Raw genomic sequence first — 19285 nt, forward strand, 5'->3', positions numbered from 1 at the left:
CTCCTCATTGCGAGCGCAGCGAAGCAATCCAGACCGTCACCGCGGAGGGACTCTGGATTGCTTCGTCGCTTTGCTCCTCGCAATGACGGCAGTGAGACCGCCGTTACCGCATCGGCGGCGCGTACTGCACGCCACCCGCGTTCCACAGCTGGTTCATGCCGCGCGGGATCTTCAGCTTCGACTTCTCGCCGATATTGCGCTCGTACATCTCGCCGTAATTGCCGACGTTGCGGATGATGCGGACGACCCAGTCCTTGGTGAGGCCGAGCTGCTCGCCGTAATTGCCTTCGGTGCCGACCAGCCGCATCACTTCCGGCTTCTTCGACTTCAGGGCCTCGTCGATGTTCTCCGAGGAGACGCCGAGCTCTTCGGCGTTGATCATCGCGTAGAGCGTCCACTTCACGATCATCATCCAGTCGTCGTCGCGCTGGCGCACGACGGGCGCGAGCGGCTCCTTGGAGATCATGTCCGGCAGGATCATGTGGTCGCCGGGCTTGCCGAGGTTCAGCCTGAGCGCATAGAGCTGGGAGACGTCGGCGGAGAGCGTGTCGCACTTGCCGGTGTCGTAGGCCTTCACCACGTCGTCCAGCTTGTCGAACTTCACCTCTTCATACTTCATGTTGTTGGCGCGGAAGTAATCGGCGACGTTGAGCGCCGTCGTGGTCCCGGACTGCACGCAGACCTTGCTGCCGGTCAGGTCCAGTGACGTCTCCTTGTTCCGCGCACGCGGCAGCATGAAGCCCGCGCCGTCGTAATAGGCGACGGCGGGGAAATAGAGGTCGTAGTCGAGCTCACGCGCCATGCTCCAGGTCGAGTTGCGCGAGAGGATGTCGACCTTCCGGCTCTGCAATTCCTTGAAGCGCTCGCTGGCGTCGAGCGCGACGAACTTCGCCTTGGCCGGATCGTTGAAGATCGCCGCCGCCACCGCGCGGCAGAAATCCACGTCGAAGCCGGTCCAGTTGCCCTTGTCGTCGGGGATCGAGAAGCCCGGCAGGCCCTTGTTGACGCCGCACAGCACCTCGCCGCGGCGAACCGTGCGCTTCAGGGTGCGGGTGTCGTAGAACTCGTAGATGACGGCGAGCACGCCGACCAGCACGGCGACCGCGAGCCCGATCAGCAGGCCGCCTCGAAATGTGCGCATGATGTCTCTCTCTCGAAATAATCGGGGAAAGGAATTTAGGCGAGGAAGGAGAGCATGATCCGGACCCGGAGGGCCGCGTTAGCGCAAAGTGCGAAGCGGTTTTCCGGAAAGATCATGCCCAAACGATAAGCTTAGAGTTCGGGCTTCTGCCGGATGACCACCTTGGTGCCGACGGGGACGCGATCGTAGAGATCGGCGACGTCGTTGTTGACGAGACGGAAGCAGCCCGAGGACACCTTGGTGCCGATCGTGTCGGGACGGTTGGTGCCATGGATGCGGTAGACGGTGGTGCCGAGATACATGGCGCGCGCCCCGAGCGGATTGCCGGGGCCGCCGGCCATGAAGCGCGGCAGATAGGGCTGGCGCTGGATCATCTCCGGCGGCGGCGTCCAGTCCGGCCACTCCTTCTTGTTGGTGATGTTCACCAGCCCCTGCCACTGGAAGCCGTCGCGGCCGACGCCAATGCCGTAGCGGATCGCGCGCCCGCCCGGCTGCACCAGGTAAAGGTGACGCTCGGCGGTCGAGATGATGATGGTGCCCGGCGATTCGGTGGTGCGGAAATAGACCACCTGCTTCTGCCATTCCTGATCGAGCTGGTAGCCGTCGTCGGCGATCAGGCCCGGCTCGTCGCCGCGGTCGGGCTGCTGGGCGAAGGCCTGGGGCATCGACAGGGCGAGGCCGATCGCAGCCGCAAATATCCCGGTCAGGCGACGAAAATCCGTCATTTCAAGCTCTCCCCGCTGCCACAGCGCAAATCATTCAAAGCCATCAAATCTCAGGGGCATGTTCATGGCAAGTTGATGGCGCACCCGGCTGGTATGTCACGAGAATGCTTTGCTTTTTTGACGGGCCCACGGCAATGCCACAAACAGGGGATGGCGCGAAAAGCCTAGATGACGGCCGCGAGGTCGGTCCGCTCCCTCTCCCGCTCAGGATGAGGCTAAGACGCATCGGTGCCGGTCAAATTGCTGCCGCGTGCCCTGTCCCTCATCCTGAGGGCCCGCCGCAGGCGGGCGTCTCGAAGGATGGCTGCAGGCGACTTGTCAGCCCCCTTTTCGTATGCGATCGCGCCGTCGCGCGCGGGGAGAGCTAAATCCGGTTGCTCTCCGGCGCGATCCCGAGCCGCCGCACGATCTCGGCTGCCACGGCGCGGGCCTCGAGCCGCGAGCCGATGCGGGGGCTGCGAAACCTCCGTCCGGAGTGCAGCCGGATCACCACGATGCAGTGCTCGTCCTCGGACCGGCCGCGGCGCTCGACGGTGATCGCCTTCACCTCGCGCCCCTCGATGTGGTCGGCGCGCAAGCTGCCGTCGCCCCACAGGCGCTCGACGCGGATATCCGCTTGCCGGACGACCCAGAAGGCGCCGGTCACGAGGTTGGCGTATCGGTAGACGGCGAACGCGGCGATCGCGCCGATCGGCAGCAGCAGGATATCGACGTGGCTGGGCGACAGCCCGCGCCAGAGCTTGTAGGCGTAGGGAACGGCAGACAGTGCAACGGCGATCAGTGCAACGATCCGGATGTCCCGTGCGGCAAACGGCTCGAGGGGCTCGCCGAGACGCATCTCGGGATTGCTGGCATCGAGCGGATTGCTTGGCGCCTCGACGTCGGGAACGTTGAATTGCGCGGCGATCCGGGCCACGGTGTCGCGAACATGCGTGACATCGGAGATCGGTGGGGACGTCAGGCGTTCCCCCGAGGCCAGCGCGAACGCGAGCTGGAAGCGGGCCTTGGCCGCCTTGTTGCCCAGAACCTGCAATCCCGTGATGTCGTCTTTCGCGACGATCCGCGTGCGGAGTTTGCCGAACGGGCGCTGTTGCCCGATCAGGATCTCGTCGGGCGTGATGATCCACACCACCGCCGGCGCCAGCATGACGCCGCCGATGAACGCCGCTCCCAGCAGCAGCGCGATCACGGAGATGATCACTTCCAGGGTGTCGTGCGTGAACAGGCCGGGCGTGAAGCAGAGCGCAACGGCCGCCGCAGAGCCGGCCACGACCAGCCGCTGCGCGATCGAGGAGCCTTCACGAAGGCGAATGTCGTTGCTGGTGGTCGCGTCGTCCATTGCGGGCGGCTGATTGCGTCGGTTGCGAACCTCCACGGACGGGTCCGTGGAGTCAAGCAACAAGGCCGTCAGGCGTAACCAGCCGCGCGATGTCCGTGCCGCATCAGCTGCTGGCGTTGAGCAATCGGCCGACGGTGCGGTCGATCTCGTCGTAGCGGCCTTCGCCTGCGTGCTGGAACACGATCTTGCCGGTCTGGTCGATGATGTATTGCGCCGGCCAATACTGGTTGCTGTAGGCATTCCAGGTCTTCGAATCGTTATCCTGCGCCACCGGATAGGTGATGCCGTGACGCTTCAGGGCGGCCTGCACATTGGAGGCCGAGCGCTCGAACGGGAATTCCGGCGTGTGCACGCCGACCACCACCAGGCCCTTGTCCTTGTATTTTGCGTAGAGGTCGGTGACGTGCGGCAGCGTGTTGACGCAGTTGACGCAGCCATAGGTCCAGAAGTCGACCAGCACGACCTTGCCGCGGAGATCGGCGATGCTGAGCGGCTTCGAGTTGAACCAAGTGCTGATCCCGGTGAAGTCGGGCGCGGTCTGCTGGCTGGCGGCGGCGGTGACGACAGGTGTGGCGCGCGCGGCCTCGTCGCAGATGCCGGGGATGACGGCGCCTGTCACGGCCATGCCGATCAGGGCGGCGGATACGGCGAGCAGTTTCAAGGTCATGGAAGCGTCCTCCGTTGCGATGCGAAGCGATCACAGGCCGATCTGGCCGGTGGGATAGAATCCGGTGAGCCACGCCACGATCAGCGTGTCGTATTGGAAATAAGCGGCGAGCGCGAAGCCGATCACGACGACGCCAAAACCCTGCTGCAGGCGCGGCGAGATGCGCGCGAGGCTGCGCACGCGCGTGGTCGCGGCCTGTCCGCCATAGGCGATCGCGAGCATCGGGATCGCCGCGCCGATGGCGTAGGCGACCAGCAGCGTGCTGGCCCAGGCAAGATTCTTCGACGTCGCCACCAGCGTCAGGATCGAGCCGAGCACAGGCCCCGCGCAGGGCGTCCAGACCAGGCCGAGCGTGGTGCCGAGGATGAGCCCGCCAAGCGCGCCCTCGCGTTGCACGGCGCTGGAAGCGCCGAGATCGAGCCAGCCATTGAGCCGGATCGACAGCCATTCGAACGGCGCCGGCCACAGCATCAAGAGGCCGAAGCCGAGCAGCAGGATCGATGCGGCCTCGCGCAGCACGTTCGGATCGAAGTCGAACAGCCGCGTGATCGCGCCGAGCAGCAGTGCGGTCGCGGAGAACGACATGACGAAGCCGAGCGCGATCATCGCAGGGCGCAAATGTCCCGCGCGCCCGATCGAGGCGCCGAGCAGGATAGGCAGCATCGGCAGCGTGCACGGCGCGGCGATGGTGAGGATGCCGGCAAGGACGGCGAAGATCAGGTCGAACATGGGGCACTCGTGAAGGCGGTCACGAGAGCAGTTCGGGATGGATGTATCAGTCGTTACGTGGCGTCACGCCTTCGTGACGGACAACGCTGCTCGCCCCGATGTCGGCGCGCTCCCTCCCCCCTTGCGGGGGAGGGAATGAGCGTGCCGCCCTCACTCAAGCCGAGAGGTGCACCGAGCCCATGTTTGGACCCGGCACCCCCAAACACAAAACGACCCGGAGGGGGGCATCCCGTCCGGGTCGCTAGAGGTCTTGGGAGGTTTAAGCAAAATCGTATGAGAGCTTTATAGGAGGGAAGTTTTTCCGCCTGATGTTGTGCTTTGTTTCAATTGTTTCGTCCGTGGTAACACTTCCGTGTCCGGGAATAGGGCCGATAAACCGGTCCTATCCCTTTGAAATCATGAGCTTTCAGGCGGCGAAGCGGTCCACGCCGCAGCCCTTAAGCAAATCGGCCAGCTGCTTGCGGGCGTAGAACATCCGCGTCTTCACCGTGCTCTGGGGGATGCCGATGATCTGGCCGACCTCCTCCACCGACTTCTCATGGTAGTAGACGAGGGTGATGATCTCGCGATGCGCGGGCGACAGTTTCTGCACGCAGGCGCGCAGGATGGCGCTGGTGTCGCTGCGGTCGAGCGAGGTCTCCGGCGTATCGCAATCGTCGGGAATCTGGCGCACGTCTTCCTGGTCGATGTCCTCGAAGCGGCGCTGGCGCATCGCGGTCAGCGCCTTGAAGCGGGCGATCGACAGCAGCCAGGTCGAGACCTGCGAGCGGCCTTGGAACTGGCCGGCGGTCCGCCACACGTCCAAAAACACCTGGCTGACCAGATCTTCCGCCGTGGTGGCATCGCGCACGATACGGAGGATGAAACGGTAAACCCGCACATTGTGCCGGCAATAGAGGATGTGCATCGACGTCCGGTTGCCGTCGGCAATGCTCTCCAGAAGCATATCGTCCGAAGTCGCCTGAGCGGCGATGATGCTCTGGCTGGCCTGGGCGTTGATGGCGATGACGTTCCGCATAGACTTGGCTCCCCGTAGCGCCGCAACCGAGCGGCGTTTCCTTGGATCAAACTGTTAATGAGCCAACGTTTCGGGACGTCTGCACGAAAAGCGGAAAATGGTTTCGTGCGCCGTCAAATTGTTTCGTCGGCCAGGGAGCGACGAAACATTCGGGGTAAAAAATCGTGTAATTTCAATGTACGGAAAATACGGGGGTGGGGATTTGGAGACGGACGGAGGCGCCGGGAACGTATTTCGGGCTTTTGCGTTCGGTCGAGCCCCAATCGATGTCGTCCCGGCCTAGTGCGCAATTGCGCACGGGGGGCCGGGACCCATCGCCCCAGGACGTGGCTTGGCGAAGACTGGCAGTGAGCAGTGAAGAGTCTTCCCGCGATGCTGGCACCTGCACTCGTGGATGGATCACGCGGTATGGGTCTCGGCCTTCGCCGGGACGACACCGTGGGTAAGGCGCCCCCTACGCCTTCTCGCCGGCCGGCGAGAACAGATAGCCGCCGCCGCGGATGGTGCGGATCACAGCGGGTTTTGTCGGGTCGGGCTCGATCTTGCGGCGGATGCGCATGATGCGCAGGTCGACGGCGCGGTCGAACGCCTCGGCGTCGCGCGCATTGGCCAGTTCGAGCAGGCGCTCGCGCGACAGCACGCGTTTCGGATTGGCCGCGAACACCTTGAGCAGCCCGAACTCGGATGCGGTCAGCGGATGCTCGTTGCCCTCGTCGTCGCGCAGCGCCTGGGCTTCGAGGTCGAGCCATTTGGTGCCGAAGCGGACGAGCTGGTCCTTGTCCGATTTTGCAGCCGCAGCTTCCGGCGCCGCGGCCTTGGCCGGCACGCTTCTGCGCAGCACCGAGCGGATGCGCGCCATCAGCTCGCGCAGCTCGCAGGGCTTGGCGACGTAATCGTCGGCGCCGAGCTCGAGGCCGACGACGCGGTCGATCGGGCTCGCGGTCGCCGTCAGCATGATCACCGGCACGTTGATGCGGCTCTTGAGGTCGCGGATGATCGACAGCCCGTCTTCCTCGGGCATGTTGAGGTCGAGCACGACGAGATCGGGCATGCCGCCGTCGATCGCGGCGCGCAACGACTTGCCGCCGTCGCACAGCGTCACGGTGAAGCCGTGCATCTTGAGGTAATCGCCGACCATCTCCCGGGCCGGGGCCTCGTCGTCCACGATCATGATGTGCTGGCTTTGTGTCATGGTCTCTAAGTCACGGCAGTTCGGTCGCAGGAAGGGTGATGGTGAAGGTCGAGCCCTTGCCGGGGCCGTCGCTTTCGGCGGTCACCTCGCCGCCATGCATGTCGATAATACGCTTGACGATGGAAAGCCCAAGCCCCGTCGAGCTCTCGCCGGCGGTCGGTTTTGCCGACAGCCGCTGGAACCGGCCGAACAGGCGGCCAAGATCCTCCGGCGACAGGCCGGCGCCCTCGTCGCTGACGCGGACCATGGTGTCGCTCCCCTCATGGGTGACGGCCACGCTGATCCTGCCGCCGATCGGTGAGTATTTGATGGCGTTGCTGATGAGGTTGTCGATCGCCTCGCGGATGCGGTCGGTGTCGCACATGGTGACGATGTTGGACGGCGCGGCGACGCTGATCGCCTGCTGCTTGTTCACGGCGAGCGGCTGGTTGGCGTCGGCGACCTCCTTGACCAGGGCGGCGACGTCGACCGGCTCGCGGCGGATGGTGATGTCGAAGGCATCCGCCATCGCGTCCGAGATCAGGTGGTCGACCATAGTGGTCAGGCGCTTGGTGGCGTCGCGGATGTGATCGACCTGGGCGACCACGCCGCTGGACGAGGCGCCGGTCGAGATCAGCTCCTTCAGCATCTCGGTGCGGCCGAGGATGACGCCGAGCGGATTCTTCAGATCGTGCGCGACGGTGCCCAGAATCTCGTTCTTGAAGCCGTTGGCGCGCTGCAGCCGCAGCCATTGCGCCGAGAGGCGGCGGTTGGCCTGCATCAGGGCGCGGGTGCGCTGGGCGACGCGGTCTTCCAGCTGCGTGTTGGCGTCCTGGAGCTGCTGATAGAGGATGACGTTGTCGAAGGCGATCGAGAGCCGGCTGGAGAAGATCTCGACTAGCGAGCGGTCGGTCTCGGACAGCTCGCGCTCGGCCTGGAGCAGCACCACGACCTCGCGGCCGCTTCCGGTGCGCAAGTAGATCACGCTGCGGTGGTCGGCGAATTCGTTCTTGCGGCGCTGGAAGGCGGCCTCAACCATCTCGCGCAGATCGGGGTCGAGCGCCTTCGACGTCGTGGTGCCGATGAAGCGGCTGTAGCAGCCGCTGCCGGCGAGCACCGAGAGCTCGGGGTCGAGGCCGCCATTGTCGCGCAGGACCAGTATGCCGGCGCAATCGACATTGAGCAGGGAGGCGAGCTGGGTCAGCACGCCCTCGGCGAGCCGCTGCATCGACTTGAAGTCGTACAGCGTCGAGGCCGCGTCGATGATGATCTCGAGGCCGCGGCGCGTCTGCACCATGCGCTCGAGCTGCTGATAGGAGCGCAGCGCCGCGGTCAGCGAGGTGAACAGCTTGTCGGCGGTAAGCTCGGTCTTGGCCTTGTAGTCGTTGATGTCGTACTGCACGATCACGCGCCGCTCCGGCGCCTGGCCGGGCTGGCCGGTGCGCAGGATGATGCGCACGGTCTCGTTCCTGATCTCGTTGCGGATGAACTCGACCAGCTCGAGGCCGGCGACGTCGGTCTCCATGATGACGTCGAGCAGCACCGCGGCGATGTCGCTGTGCGCGGCCATCAGCTTGCGACCTTCGGCCGCGGAATAGGCGGAGAGGATCTCCAGGCCCTGGCCGTTGAGGCTGTAATCGGACAGCGCGAAGCGGGTGCCGTCATGCACGGCCGGATCGTCGTCGATGACGGCGATCTTCCATTTCCGGGCGTCCGTGTCCTCCGACGCGGTACCGGTGTCGTCGATCAGGTGGAGGACATCGTCCTGTTCGGCCATTGAGAAGTCCCGTCAGTCTCTGTGCTTTGCGCGCCGCCCTTGGCGACCCGGGGCATGATAATGCGAAAAGTGGTGCCTTGTCCCAGCTTGGATTCCAGCATCATCCGTCCGCCGAGCTGCTGGGTGACGAGGTTATAGACGATATGGAGGCCAAGTCCCGTACCACCTTCATTGCGCCGGGTGGTAAAGAATGGGTCAAAGGCCTGGCGCTGCACGTCCGGGGTCATGCCGGCCCCGTCATCGGTGAAGATGATCTCGATATCGTCGGTCCCGCGCGGCCGCGCCGAGATCGTGATCGTACCGGCGCGCCCGTCGGCGAAGGCGTGGTTGGCTGCGTTAAGGAAGAGATTGGTCAGGATCTGGCCGTAGGAGCCGGGATAGCCGTCGAGCAGCAGCCCCTCGGGCACGTCGACCTGGAGCGTGATCGGCGAACGCTTCAGCACCGGGCGTAGGCTGGCGATGATCTGGTCGGTGGCCTCGCTCAAGCTGAACTGCCGCCGCTCGGCATGCGAGCGGTCCACCGCGACCTGCTTGAACGACTGGATCAGCTCGCCGGCGCGCTGGAGGTTGGCGACGAGCTGCTGCGAGGCATCGCGCGAGGCCTGCACGAACTCCTCGAGCTGCGAGCGGCGCAGGCCGCCCTCGCCCTTGAGCTGGGCCTCGAAGATATCGCTGCGCCTGGCAAAGCTGGACGCGACCGTGAGGCTGATACCGATCGGGTTGTTGACCTCGTGCGCGACGCCGGCGACGAGGCCGCCGAGCGCTGCGAGCCGCTCGGCGTCGATCAGATTCTGCTGCGCGGCGTTGAGCTCGAGCAGCGCGCTCTCGGCCTTTTCCTTGGAGGCACGCAGCTCGTCCTCGGTCTCGCGCTTCGCGATCGCGTTCTCGCGGAACACTTCGACCGCGCGTGCCATGGCTCCGACCTCGTCTCGCGCGCGCGTGCCCTGCACCTCGCGGCCGAGGTCCCCGAGCATGATCGCGCGCATCGCCGCCATGATCTGCTGCAGCGGCAGGCGGATCGACAATGCGATCAGCACGCCGGCGGTGAGGATGATGCCGAGGAAGATCACCGCGATCGACAGCACGCGCCGTGAAATATCCGCCAGCGTGCGGTCGAACGTCTCCTGCGCCTTCTGCTCGCGCTGGCGCATCTTGGTGGAGAGGTCGTCGATGGCGCCGATCGCCTCGGCCTGGCTGGCGTCGATGGTGTTGCGCAGCAGCTCGGTGCGGCTCGTCAGCTGCTCGGAGAGTTTTGCAAAACCCTCGCGCAGCGCCATGGTGCGGGCCGCAAGCTTTTGGAGCGCCATCCGCTGCAGGTCGTTGTCGGCGAGGTCGATCATCACGGGAATGGTCTTCTCGATCGTCTCGGTGTTGCGGCGCGCGTCGTCGGCCGCGCCTGACGACAGCGACAGATAGTAGGAATTGGCCGCGACCAGCATCGCGGTGAAGGCCTCGCGCGACTTGCCGAGCGAGGGCCAGATCAGCGCGTCGCGATGGCCGGTGGCGCCTTCGATGATGGAATACAGGCCCGCCATGTCCCTGGCCGGGCCCTGCACCTGCTCCTCGTAGGTCTTGGCGATGGTGGCCTGGACGCTGCGCAGCTCGCCAAAACCGTTGAGGAAGCGGTCGGTGGTGCGCTCCAGCTCCTCGACCGAGCCTGACAGCATCGGGTCCTTGGCGGCGCGGTTGGTCAGGGTGCCCAGCACCGCCTCGCGCAGCAGCAGGATCTCGGCGAACAGGTCCGGGCTCGGCTGGTTGATGTAGCGGTGGATCAGATTGTGCAGCCGCCCGGTCTCGCTTTCGAGCAGCGCCAGGATCCGGTCGGATTCGCGCACCTGGCGGACGTCGTCCCAGGCCGAGCCCAGCACCTGCGATCCGTTCCAGATCAGCGCCACCAGCACCACCACCACGGCGGAGTTCAGCGCCGCGATCGACAGGATGCGCCAGCGGATCGGCACTGCGCGGAGCGCGCCGACCAGGCGCGCGCGCAGCCGCCCGAGCGGGCCCGGCGGCCTGTCTGCGTGCTCGCTGTGTCCAGGCGCGGCCAAGAGGGCTCACTCCACCTTGCGAATGCGTTCGATCAGTGCGGCCGCGGCGGGATCGCGCCCGGCCTTGGCGTAGATCGCCGCCATCGCGTCCTCGAACGGCTTGCGGTCGATATCCCTGACGATACGGACGCCCGCTTCCTCGGCCTTGCGCTGCGACTGCTCCTCGAGGTCGCGCCATTTCTCGCGCATGAAGCGGCTGGAGCGCTGCGCGGCCTCCCTGAAGATGGTCTGGTCGTCCGCCGAGAGGCTGCGCCAGGCCTTGAGCGAGATCACCAGCACTTCGGGGCTCATCGTGTGCTCGGTGAGTGCGAGGTAGCCGGCATGTTTGTAATGGTCCGTCGTCACGAAAGATGGCCAGTTGTTTTCGGCGCCGTCGATCAGATGATTGGCAAGTCCGGCGAGCACCTGCCCATAGGGCATCTCGACCGGCTCGGCGCCGAGTGAGCGAATCATCTCGCTCATCAACTCCGACTGCTGCACCCGGATCCGCAGGCCCCGGAGGTCTGCGACGTTCGTCACCGGGCGGACGCCGTTGTAGATCGACCGCGCGCCGGAATCGTAGAAGGCGAGCCCGACGAAACCGTAGGGCTCGAAGCTGTTCAGGATCTCGCTGCCGATCGGCCCGTCCAGCACCTTCTGCATGTGCTCGATGGACCGGAATAGGAACGGCATGGCGAGCACGTTCATCGCCGGAACGAAATTGCCGATCAGGGCCACATTGGTCCGGTTGAGATCGATCGCGCCGGCCCGGGTCTGCTCGATGGTCTCCTTTTCCTCACCGAGCTGGCGGGAGTGGAACACCTTGATCTCGTGCCGGCCGCCGGTGCGCTCGGCGATCAGCGCGCCCATGTAGCGCAGCGCCTGGACGGTCGGGTAATTCTCGGTCTGGGTGTCGGCGGCGCGAAATTCGCGCGCAACGGCGCTCGTCGCGCAGATGGCGATCAAAAGCGCAACGAAACCCACCCCGGTCCGTGAGAGTTCGGCACGGTTCAACACTGGCACACTCAACCCCTCAGTGGTGGAGTCTATGGCAGGACCAAAAGGTTCAATGCAATCTAGCAGATGGTTGAGGGAAGGCCATCCCGCCCGGCCCCGCGGGGTGATTGTGCGGCGCGGCCGGCCCTCATTCCCGGTTGAAACTGGAAATGCCGCGCCGTAAGCAGGACAGGGTCGCCTTTTGCCGCGCGACATGGAAAGGGCCATCGTGATTTCAGCATTGCGCTGTTTGCAGGTCGTTGCCGCCGCCGCGGCCTTCACGTTCACCGCGCAGGCAAACGCCGCCACCGACATCGCGTGGTGGCACGCCATGTCGGGCGAGCTCGGCCGGCAATTGGAAAGGCTCGCCGCCGACTTCAACGCCTCGCAGTCCGATTACCGGATCGTGCCCGCTTACAAGGGCAACTACACCGAGACGGTGACGGCCGCGATCTTCGCCTTCCGCTCGCGCAGCCAGCCCGCGATCGTCCAGGTCAACGAGGTCGCCACCGCGACCATGACCGCGGCCAAGGGCGCGATCTATCCGGTGTTCAGCCTGATGCGGGACCAGGGCGAGCCGTTCTCGCTCAACGACTACCTTCCGGCCGTCTCCGGCTACTACACCGATGCGGCCGGCAATCTGCTGTCGTTCCCGTTCAATTCGTCGACGCCGATCCTCTACTACAACAAGACCATGTTCCGTGACGCCGGCCTCGATCCGGAGACGCCGCCGAAGACCTGGCCCGAGCTCGGCGCGATCGCAAAGCGCCTGCGCGACCGTGGCGCTCCTTGCGGCTTCACCACGTCCTGGCCGTCCTGGATCCACATCGAGAATCTCTCGGCCTTCCACAATCTGCCGCTCGCGACCCGCACCAACGGTTTTGCCGGGCTCGATGCCGAGCTGACCATCAACAATCCGGTCGTCGTCAAGCACGTCGCCCAGTTGGCCGAGTGGCAGAAGACCAAGCTGTTCGACTATGGCGGCCGCGGCCAGTCGGCCGAGCCGCGCTTCCAGAACGGCGAATGCGGCGTCTTCATCGGCTCCTCGGCGACGCGCGCCGACATCAGGGCGAATTCCAAATTCGAGATCGGCTACGGCATGATGCCGTACTGGCCCGAGGTGAAGGACGCGCCGCAGAACTCGATCATCGGCGGCGCCACGCTGTGGGTGCTGCGCGACCGGCCGCGCGCGGAATACAAGGGCGTGGCACGGTTCTTCGCCTATCTGTCGCAGCCCGGCGTGCAGGCTGCCTGGCACCAGAACACCGGCTATCTGCCGATCACCCGCGCCGCCTACGAGCTGACGCGCGCGCAAGGCTTCTACGAGCGCAATCCGGGCTCGGCGATCTCGTTCGAGGAGATCACGCTGCATCAGCCGACGGCGAATTCGAAGGGCATCCGGCTCGGCTCCTTCGTGCTGATCCGCGGCGCGATCGAGGACGAGCTGGAGCAGGCCTTTGCCGGCCAGAAGAGCGCGCAGGGAGCGCTGGATTCCGCGGTCGAGCGCGGCAACAAGCTGCTTCGCCAGTTCGAGCGCGCCAGCCCGGAGCGATAGAGCATGATCCGGAAAAGTGCGAAGCGGTTTTCCGGAAAGATCATGCTCAGGTAATAACCTGAAGCGCGATGACCATTCATCCCAATCTCATCGCGCTTTAGGCGCGGCGCTGGTCGCGCATTGGGCGTGACGTTCGCTGCACCCCCGAACGCAATCGACATCTTGCAACCGGATGGACCGTGCGAATCTGCGGCGCAACGGGCCGCAGGTCCACGCTCTCGAAACAGTGACGCCCGTGTGAGCCACATCACTTGTGCCGCGGGCGCGCAGCGATAATCTTGAGGTTGTTTTACCTATCATTTTTTCGGAAAAGTTGTGATGGAGATCGTCTATGCCTTGCTCATGTTGCATCATCCCGAATGACGTTCTGACCAAGCTCTCCCAGGACAAGAAACTGTCCGCTGTGCTTCGCAAGCAGCTGGTCGACACCGTCCAGGTCAGTCATGAACTGCGCGAATTGCGCACGCAGACGGCGAAATTGACCAACGTCGTGGCGGCGCGCGCCGCCGGTCTGGTCACGCTGGCGGCGGCGCCGTCGGTCACGGTCTACGACTGCAAGCACACGCAGACGCTGCCGGGGACGCCCGTGCCGAAGCCGAAGACGTCCTCGGACGGCTCCGTCAAGCGCACCTTCAACCAGACCACCAAGGTGGCCAAGTTCTACCAGCAGGTCTTCAACCGGAATTCGATCGACGATCACGGCATGACCATGATGTCGTCGGTTCACTTCGGCGCGAAGTACAACAACGCGATGTGGAACGGGTCGCAGATGATCTATGGCGACGGCGACGGCAGCATCTTCGTCGACTTCACCCGGGGCAACGACGTCATCGGCCACGAGCTGACCCATGGCGTGACCCAGCACAGCCTCCAGCTCGCCTATAGCGGCGATGCCGGCGGCCTGAACGAGAGCATCTCCGACTGTTTCGGCGCGATGTTCCGGCAGTGGGAGGCCAAGCAGGATGTCAAGAAGGCCGACTGGCTGATCGGGCGCGACATCATGGGGCCGGGGGCCAAGAAAAGGGGATTCACCTGCCTGCGCGACATGGCCGATCCCGCCGCCAAGCACTGCCTGGCGCCGCAGCCGACCAAATATTCGCAAGTGACGCCCGGCATGGACCCGCATTACGCGAGCGGGCCGCCGAACCTCGCCTTCTACACGGCCTGCGCGACGCTTGGCGGATACAGTTGGGCCAAGATCGGGCAGGTGTGGTACCATTCGCTCACCGGTTTCGGGCCGATGCCGAACATGACGATGAAGACCTTCGCGGCGCGGACCCGGCAGGGTGCCCACACGTTGTATCCTGGCGATGCCGCAGTCTTCGCCGCCGTCGATACCGGATGGAAGAAGGTCGGGCTATAAAGCGTTTTCGAGCGAAGTGGATACCGGTTCGCGTCAAGAAAACGCGTTAAAACAAGAAGCTGGAGCCCGCGTTCCGATCCCATCGGAACGGGGGCTCGAGGCCGGGTACAGCGCGTCACGAAAAGCGCGTTACGAAAGGAAGGAAGCGTGGATCGCCTAAAGATCGAGCGCGTCGGAGGGTTCGCCGGCTTCGGCGGCCCTCACCTCAAGAGCCGCGGTGAAGTGGCGTTGTCGGATCTGTCGCCCGCCGATCAGAAGACGGTGGAGCAGCTGTTTGCCGATCCGAAGAAAGTCGCGCCCGCGCATCCGGGCCAGGCCGACGCGTTCAGTTACCGGATCACGCGCGGTGCGCAGACCATCGAAGTCCCCGAGCATGCGGTCCCCTCGACCATCAGGAACAGCGTCAAGGATGTCCTGGAATAACACCGGGCGGAGCCGGGCGCTGTGATGGAGGAGACGCTGCCGCCGGATTCCGCCGGTGCTTGGGGCGTGTCCGCGTCGACCAGCCTCGAGGCCTACCGCGCCTTGCGCGCCGACCGGTCGCGATGGCTGCCGATCGCGCTCGACATCGCGCGCAGCCACGGTCTCGACGTCGGCGCGCCACAGGTGTTTGTAACAGGCACCAATCTCGTGGTCGGCCTCTGTGACGGCCTGATCCTGAAGATCTTCCCGCCGCTGCTCCACGCGCAATTCATCTCCGAGCGCGGTTCGCTGACGCAGCTCGCAGGCCGGCTTCAGGTGCCGATTCCCGAGATCGTCGCAGAGGGCGCGCGCGACGGCTGGCCCTATCTCGTCATCACGCGCCTTGCCGGCACGCTCGGCTCGGAGGTGTGGCCGTCTTTGCCGGAAGACCAGAAGGAGCGCCTGCTGCGCCGGATCGGTGAGACCATCGCGGCCGTGCAGCGCGCGCCGCTTGGTCCTCTCGCGGCAATCGAGCCGCGCTGGGACGAGTTCATGCGCGCCCAGATGCAGGGCTGCCGCGCCAGGCACCAGCGGCTCGGCCTTGCGCCCAAATTCCTTGGAGGCCTCGACGATCTCCTGCGCGATGCGGCCCGCCTCATCCCGATGGACGCGCCGCCGGTGATCCTGACCGGCGAATACATTCCGGAGAACTTTCTGCTCGCCTGCGATGACGGGCAATGGTCGCTCGCCGGCCTGTTCGACTTCGGCGACGTGCGGGCGGGATGGCGCGACTACGACCTGCTCGGCCCCGGCGCCTTCATGGCGGCGGGCCGGCCCGGCCGGGTGCGCAGCCTGCTCGAAGGCTTCGGCTATGCCAAGCCGGACTATGCGCTCAAGCGGCGCCTGATGGCCCTGATGCTGCTGCACCACGCCAGCGATCTCAACAGCCACATCTGCATCGAGGGCTGGCAGGACAAGGCGCACGATCTCGTCGAGCTGCAGGAGCTGATCTGGGCGGAGTGAGGGCTCTCGCTCCACCCTCCGTCGTCGTCCTGGACAAGTGTAGCGTCTGGCAACGCGAAGCGTTGTCCAGCAGCGTAGCGCCGATCCAGGACCCATTACCCCAGGGAGAAGTTTGGCGAAGACTCGTGGTTGCCAGCTTGGCGCCGCAACTGGGTCCTGGCTTTCGCCAGGACGACGGCGGTTGAATAGGCCGCCTACCAAATAAGCCGATGTTCCGCGCAGCTCATTTCACAAGCAAATGCGTCTCTTTGTATGCAATGTCCAAGGTCCGCGCGTCAGCGCCGCGCCCCTCTCTCGTTCAATTTCTAGCATAATATCAATAGATTAACCGCGGAGTAAGCATCCGTTAAGCTCTGGCACGAACCTTGCGAATCCAGTTCCAACCAGAAACTTTTGTGTTGGAGCGATTTCATGAAGCGCCGCGATTTCCTCAAGTCCGTTTCCGGATTGGCCGCAGGCGCGGCGCTTCCGGCCATGCCGTCGGTGATCTCCTCGGCCAAGGCCGATGCGCGTTCGGAGACTCTGCTGATCGTCTCGGAGGGCGGCCCCAACAATCTCGACATCCACGGCGTCGGCACCAACGTGCCCGGCTATGAGGTGTCCTGGAATTGCTACGACCGGCTGATCAGCCACGAGATGAAGAGCGGCCCCGGCGGAGTGCCCTATTACGACCGCGACAAGTTCAAGGGCGAGCTCGCCGAGGACATGAAGATCAACGACATGTCGGTCACCTTCAAGCTGAAGAAGAACGCCAAGTTCCACGACGGCGCGCCCGTCACCGCCAAGGACGTGAAGTGGTCGCTCGACCGCGCCGTCAGCGTCGGCGGCTTTCCGACCTTCCAGATGAGCGCGGGCTCGCTCACAAAACCCGAACAGTTCGTGGTGGTCGACGACGGCACCGTGCGCGTCGACTTCGCCAAGAAGGACAAGCTGACGATTCCCGATCTCGCGGTCATCGTGCCCTGCATCGTCAATTCCGAGCTGGTGAAGAAGAACGCCAGCGAGAAAGACCCGTGGGGTCTCGAGTACACGAAGCAGCAGACCGCGGGCTCCGGCGCCTACAAGGTGACGAAGTGGACCGCCGGCACCGAAGTCATCATGGAGCGCAACGAGGATTGGGTCGGCGGCCCGCTGCCGAAGATCAAGCGCGTGATCTGGCGCATGGTGCCGCAGGCCGGCAACCGCCGCGCGCTGCTGGAGCGCGGCGACGCCGACATCTCCTACGAGCTGCCGTTCAAGGATTTCCAGGAGATGAAGGCGAGCGGCAAGCTCAACGTGGTGTCGCTGCCGTTCTCCAACGGCATCCAGTATATCGGCATGAACGTGACCAAGCCGCCGTTCGACAACGTGAAGGTGCGGCAGGCCATCGCCTATGCGCTGCCCTACCAGAAGATCATGGACGCGGTGCTGTTCGGGCTCGGCAACCCGATGTTCGGCGCCGCCAAGGACAAGCCGACGGAAGTCGCCTGGCCGCAGCAGCACAAATACAACACCGACATGGAGAAGGCGAAGGCGCTGCTGGCTGAGGCCGGCTACGCCAACGGCTTCGAGACCACGATCTCGTTCGACCTCAACTTCGCCGGCGTCAACGAGCCGCTCTGCGTGCTGGTGCAGGAATCGCTCGCGCAGCTCGGCATCAAGACCACCATCAACAAGGTGCCCGGCGCCAACTGGCGCACCGAATTGAACAAGAAGGAGATGCCGCTCTTCACCAACGTGTTCTCGGGCTGGCTCGATTACCCCGAATACTTCTTCTACTGGTGCTATCACGGCAACAATTCCGTCTTCAACACCATGAGCTACAAGTCGGCGGAGATGGACAAGCTGATCGACGGCGCGCGCGTCGCGGCCGCGAGCGGCGATACCGCGACCTACGACACCGACGTGAAGGGCTTCGTCGATCTCGCCTACGCCGACGTCCCGCGCATCCCGCTGTACCAGCCCTTCGTCAACGTCGCGATGCAGAAGAACATCAGCGGTTACCAATACTGGTTCCACCGCCGCCTCGATTACCGCGCGATGGCGAAGGGGTGATGCGTCATGGTCGGCGCAAGCAACACGTCCGCGTCTCTGAGCTTTTCTCGCTCGAGTGAGGCGGCCACCGCTCTCTCACTCCCTCCCCCCTTGCGGGGTCCAAGGCGAGCGAAGCTCGCTCTCGAGGGCGGGGAGGGGGGTAGCCACGAACTCCGACCTCGCTTGGGGCGACCCCCCTCCCTAACCCTCCCCCGCAAGGGGGGAGGGAACGCAGCGGCGCAAGCCGCGCGAGTCTGCTCCCGATTGCAAGGCAGAAGGAGAGCGCTTCCATGCTGACCATGATCGGCAAGCGCCTGATGTTCGCGATCCCATCGCTCATCGGCGTCGTCATCGTCACCTTCCTGCTGACGCGCGCGCTGCCGGGCGATCCCGCCGCGTATTTCGCCGGTCCCGCGGCGACGAAGGAGGCCGTCGAGCAGATCCGCAAGAAGCTCGGTCTCGATAGGCCGCTGATCGAGCAGTTCTTCCGCTACACCAACGACCTCGCCCATGGCGATTTCGGCAACTCGCTCACCACAGGCCAGCCGGTCGCGGCCGAGATCCGCAATCGCCTGCCGGCGTCGGCCGAGCTGACGTTGCTCGGCCTCATCGTCTCGATCGTCATCGCCATTCCGCTCGGCGTGCTGGCGGCAACGCGGCCGGGATCATGGGTCGATCACCTCTGTCGGGTCACGACGACGGCCGGCGTCTCGCTGCCGGTGTTCTTTACCGGCCTCGTTCTCGTTTACGTCTTCTATTTCCGGCTCGGCTGGTCGCCGGCGCCGCTCGGCCGCCTCGACGTGTTCTACAGCGCGCCGCCGACGGTGACCGGCTTCTATCTGATCGACACGCTGATCGCGCGCGACTTCGAGGCGTTCCGCTCGGCGCTGAGCCAGCTCATCTTGCCGGCGACGACGCTTGCGATCTTCTCGCTGGCGCCGATCGCGCGCATGACCCGCGCCTCGATGCTCGCCGTGCTCGCCTCCGAATTCGTCCGCACCGCGCGCGCCAGCGGGCTGTCGCCGGCGACCGTCATCGTCACCTACGCCTTCCGCAACGCGATGCTGCCTGTGATCACCACGCTGAGCATGGTGTTCTCGTTCCTGCTGGGTGCGAACGTGCTGGTGGAAAAGGTGTTCGCCTGGCCCGGCATCGGCTCCTATGCGGTGGAAGCGCTGATCTCGTCGGACTTCGCGCCGGTGCAGGGTTTCGTGCTGACCATGGCGGTCATGTACGTGCTGCTCAATCTCGTGATCGACATTCTCTATGGCGTGATCGATCCGCGCGTCAGGTTGGAGGGTTAGCGCATGATCCGGAAAAGTGGAGGCCGGTTTTCCGA

At 64.8% G+C, this 19285-nt stretch carries 16 protein-coding genes; 6 read left to right on the plus strand and 10 right to left on the minus strand.

Annotated elements, in window-relative coordinates:
* Nucleotides 1-103: 103 nt before the first annotated feature.
* The 10 genes from E4K65_RS23125 to E4K65_RS23170 all read right to left on the minus strand — a co-directional run bounded on the left by E4K65_RS23125 (nt 104) and on the right by E4K65_RS23170 (nt 11617).
* Nucleotides 104-1141, minus strand: a complete 1038-nt coding sequence (locus tag E4K65_RS23125; RefSeq protein WP_027542249.1) for an amino acid ABC transporter substrate-binding protein — start codon at nt 1139-1141, stop codon at nt 104-106.
* Between the two features lie 131 nt (nt 1142-1272).
* A complete protein-coding gene (locus tag E4K65_RS23130) occupies nt 1273-1866 on the minus strand; it encodes a L,D-transpeptidase (RefSeq protein ID WP_135176131.1) in 594 nt (197 codons plus the stop codon).
* 364 nt (nt 1867-2230) lie between these two features.
* Nucleotides 2231-3205: a hypothetical protein gene (locus E4K65_RS23135; RefSeq protein WP_167771062.1), complete on the minus strand. Its 975-nt coding sequence runs from the start codon at nt 3203-3205 to the stop codon at nt 2231-2233.
* Nucleotides 3206-3308: 103 nt separating this feature from the next.
* The gene (locus tag E4K65_RS23140) at nt 3309-3872 is read right to left on the minus strand and encodes a thioredoxin family protein (RefSeq protein ID WP_135176133.1); all 564 of its coding nucleotides are present in this window, start codon (nt 3870-3872) and stop codon (nt 3309-3311) included.
* Nucleotides 3873-3902: 30 nt separating this feature from the next.
* Nucleotides 3903-4601 carry a cytochrome c biogenesis CcdA family protein gene (locus tag E4K65_RS23145; RefSeq protein WP_135176134.1) on the minus strand — a complete coding sequence of 233 codons (699 nt, stop codon included), beginning with the start codon at nt 4599-4601 and terminating at the stop codon, nt 3903-3905.
* A gap of 406 nt (nt 4602-5007) precedes the next feature.
* Nucleotides 5008-5619 (minus strand): sigma-70 family RNA polymerase sigma factor, encoded by a 612-nt coding sequence (locus tag E4K65_RS23150; protein WP_027542255.1) that lies wholly within the window; start codon nt 5617-5619, stop codon nt 5008-5010.
* Nucleotides 5620-6073: 454 nt separating this feature from the next.
* Entirely contained in the window at nt 6074-6811 is a 738-nt protein-coding gene (locus E4K65_RS23155) for a response regulator (protein ID WP_027542256.1), read from the minus strand.
* A gap of 10 nt (nt 6812-6821) precedes the next feature.
* Nucleotides 6822-8567 carry an ATP-binding response regulator gene (locus E4K65_RS23160; RefSeq protein ID WP_135176135.1) on the minus strand — a complete coding sequence of 582 codons (1746 nt, stop codon included), beginning with the start codon at nt 8565-8567 and terminating at the stop codon, nt 6822-6824.
* Complete coding sequence (locus E4K65_RS23165) at nt 8537-10615, minus strand: sensor histidine kinase (RefSeq protein WP_025576602.1); 2079 nt, start codon at nt 10613-10615, stop codon at nt 8537-8539. Before E4K65_RS23165 ends, E4K65_RS23160 begins: the two co-directional genes overlap by 31 nt.
* 6 nt (nt 10616-10621) lie before the next feature.
* Nucleotides 10622-11617, minus strand: coding sequence for a TRAP transporter substrate-binding protein (locus tag E4K65_RS23170; RefSeq protein WP_025576603.1), 996 nt, complete (start codon nt 11615-11617; stop codon nt 10622-10624).
* Nucleotides 11618-11804: 187 nt separating this feature from the next.
* On the opposite strand from E4K65_RS23170, the gene ugpB reads away from it, so the two are divergent.
* From ugpB to E4K65_RS23200, 6 genes are all read left to right on the plus strand, one after another.
* On the plus strand, nt 11805-13145 hold the full coding sequence (gene ugpB, locus E4K65_RS23175; RefSeq protein WP_135176136.1) for a sn-glycerol-3-phosphate ABC transporter substrate-binding protein UgpB: 1341 nt from the start codon (nt 11805-11807) through the stop codon (nt 13143-13145).
* A gap of 331 nt (nt 13146-13476) precedes the next feature.
* Nucleotides 13477-14508 carry a M4 family metallopeptidase gene (locus E4K65_RS23180; protein WP_135176137.1) on the plus strand — a complete coding sequence of 344 codons (1032 nt, stop codon included), beginning with the start codon at nt 13477-13479 and terminating at the stop codon, nt 14506-14508.
* Nucleotides 14509-14655: 147 nt separating this feature from the next.
* Complete coding sequence (locus E4K65_RS23185) at nt 14656-14931, plus strand: protealysin inhibitor emfourin (protein WP_025576679.1); 276 nt, start codon at nt 14656-14658, stop codon at nt 14929-14931.
* Between the two features lie 24 nt (nt 14932-14955).
* Nucleotides 14956-15933 carry an aminoglycoside phosphotransferase family protein gene (locus E4K65_RS23190; RefSeq protein ID WP_167771085.1) on the plus strand — a complete coding sequence of 326 codons (978 nt, stop codon included), beginning with the start codon at nt 14956-14958 and terminating at the stop codon, nt 15931-15933.
* A gap of 411 nt (nt 15934-16344) precedes the next feature.
* Nucleotides 16345-17967 carry an ABC transporter substrate-binding protein gene (locus tag E4K65_RS23195; RefSeq protein WP_135176139.1) on the plus strand — a complete coding sequence of 541 codons (1623 nt, stop codon included), beginning with the start codon at nt 16345-16347 and terminating at the stop codon, nt 17965-17967.
* Nucleotides 17968-18236: 269 nt separating this feature from the next.
* On the plus strand, nt 18237-19250 hold the full coding sequence (locus tag E4K65_RS23200; RefSeq protein ID WP_027542264.1) for an ABC transporter permease: 1014 nt from the start codon (nt 18237-18239) through the stop codon (nt 19248-19250).
* The last annotated feature ends 35 nt before the right edge of the window (nt 19251-19285 follow it).

This window comes from Bradyrhizobium niftali (assembly GCF_004571025.1).
GTDB lineage: Bacteria > Pseudomonadota > Alphaproteobacteria > Rhizobiales > Xanthobacteraceae > Bradyrhizobium > Bradyrhizobium niftali.

Bases quoted from the DNA above. Each gene is read 5' to 3' on its own strand.
- E4K65_RS23125 (WP_027542249.1), bottom strand. From the start codon at position 1,141: ATGCGCACATTTCGAGGCGGCCTGCTGATCGGGCTCGCGGTCGCCGTG.
- E4K65_RS23130 (WP_135176131.1), bottom strand. From the start codon at position 1,866: ATGACGGATTTTCGTCGCCTGACCGGGATATTTGCGGCTGCGATCGGC.
- E4K65_RS23135 (WP_167771062.1), bottom strand. From the start codon at position 3,205: ATGGACGACGCGACCACCAGCAACGACATTCGCCTTCGTGAAGGCTCC.
- E4K65_RS23140 (WP_135176133.1), bottom strand. From the start codon at position 3,872: ATGACCTTGAAACTGCTCGCCGTATCCGCCGCCCTGATCGGCATGGCC.
- E4K65_RS23145 (WP_135176134.1), bottom strand. From the start codon at position 4,601: ATGTTCGACCTGATCTTCGCCGTCCTTGCCGGCATCCTCACCATCGCC.
- E4K65_RS23150 (WP_027542255.1), bottom strand. From the start codon at position 5,619: ATGCGGAACGTCATCGCCATCAACGCCCAGGCCAGCCAGAGCATCATC.
- E4K65_RS23155 (WP_027542256.1), bottom strand. From the start codon at position 6,811: ATGACACAAAGCCAGCACATCATGATCGTGGACGACGAGGCCCCGGCC.
- E4K65_RS23160 (WP_135176135.1), bottom strand. From the start codon at position 8,567: ATGGCCGAACAGGACGATGTCCTCCACCTGATCGACGACACCGGTACC.
- ugpB (WP_135176136.1), top strand. From the start codon at position 11,805: ATGGAAAGGGCCATCGTGATTTCAGCATTGCGCTGTTTGCAGGTCGTT.
- E4K65_RS23180 (WP_135176137.1), top strand. From the start codon at position 13,477: ATGCCTTGCTCATGTTGCATCATCCCGAATGACGTTCTGACCAAGCTC.
- E4K65_RS23190 (WP_167771085.1), top strand. From the start codon at position 14,956: ATGGAGGAGACGCTGCCGCCGGATTCCGCCGGTGCTTGGGGCGTGTCC.
- E4K65_RS23195 (WP_135176139.1), top strand. From the start codon at position 16,345: ATGAAGCGCCGCGATTTCCTCAAGTCCGTTTCCGGATTGGCCGCAGGC.
- E4K65_RS23200 (WP_027542264.1), top strand. From the start codon at position 18,237: ATGCTGACCATGATCGGCAAGCGCCTGATGTTCGCGATCCCATCGCTC.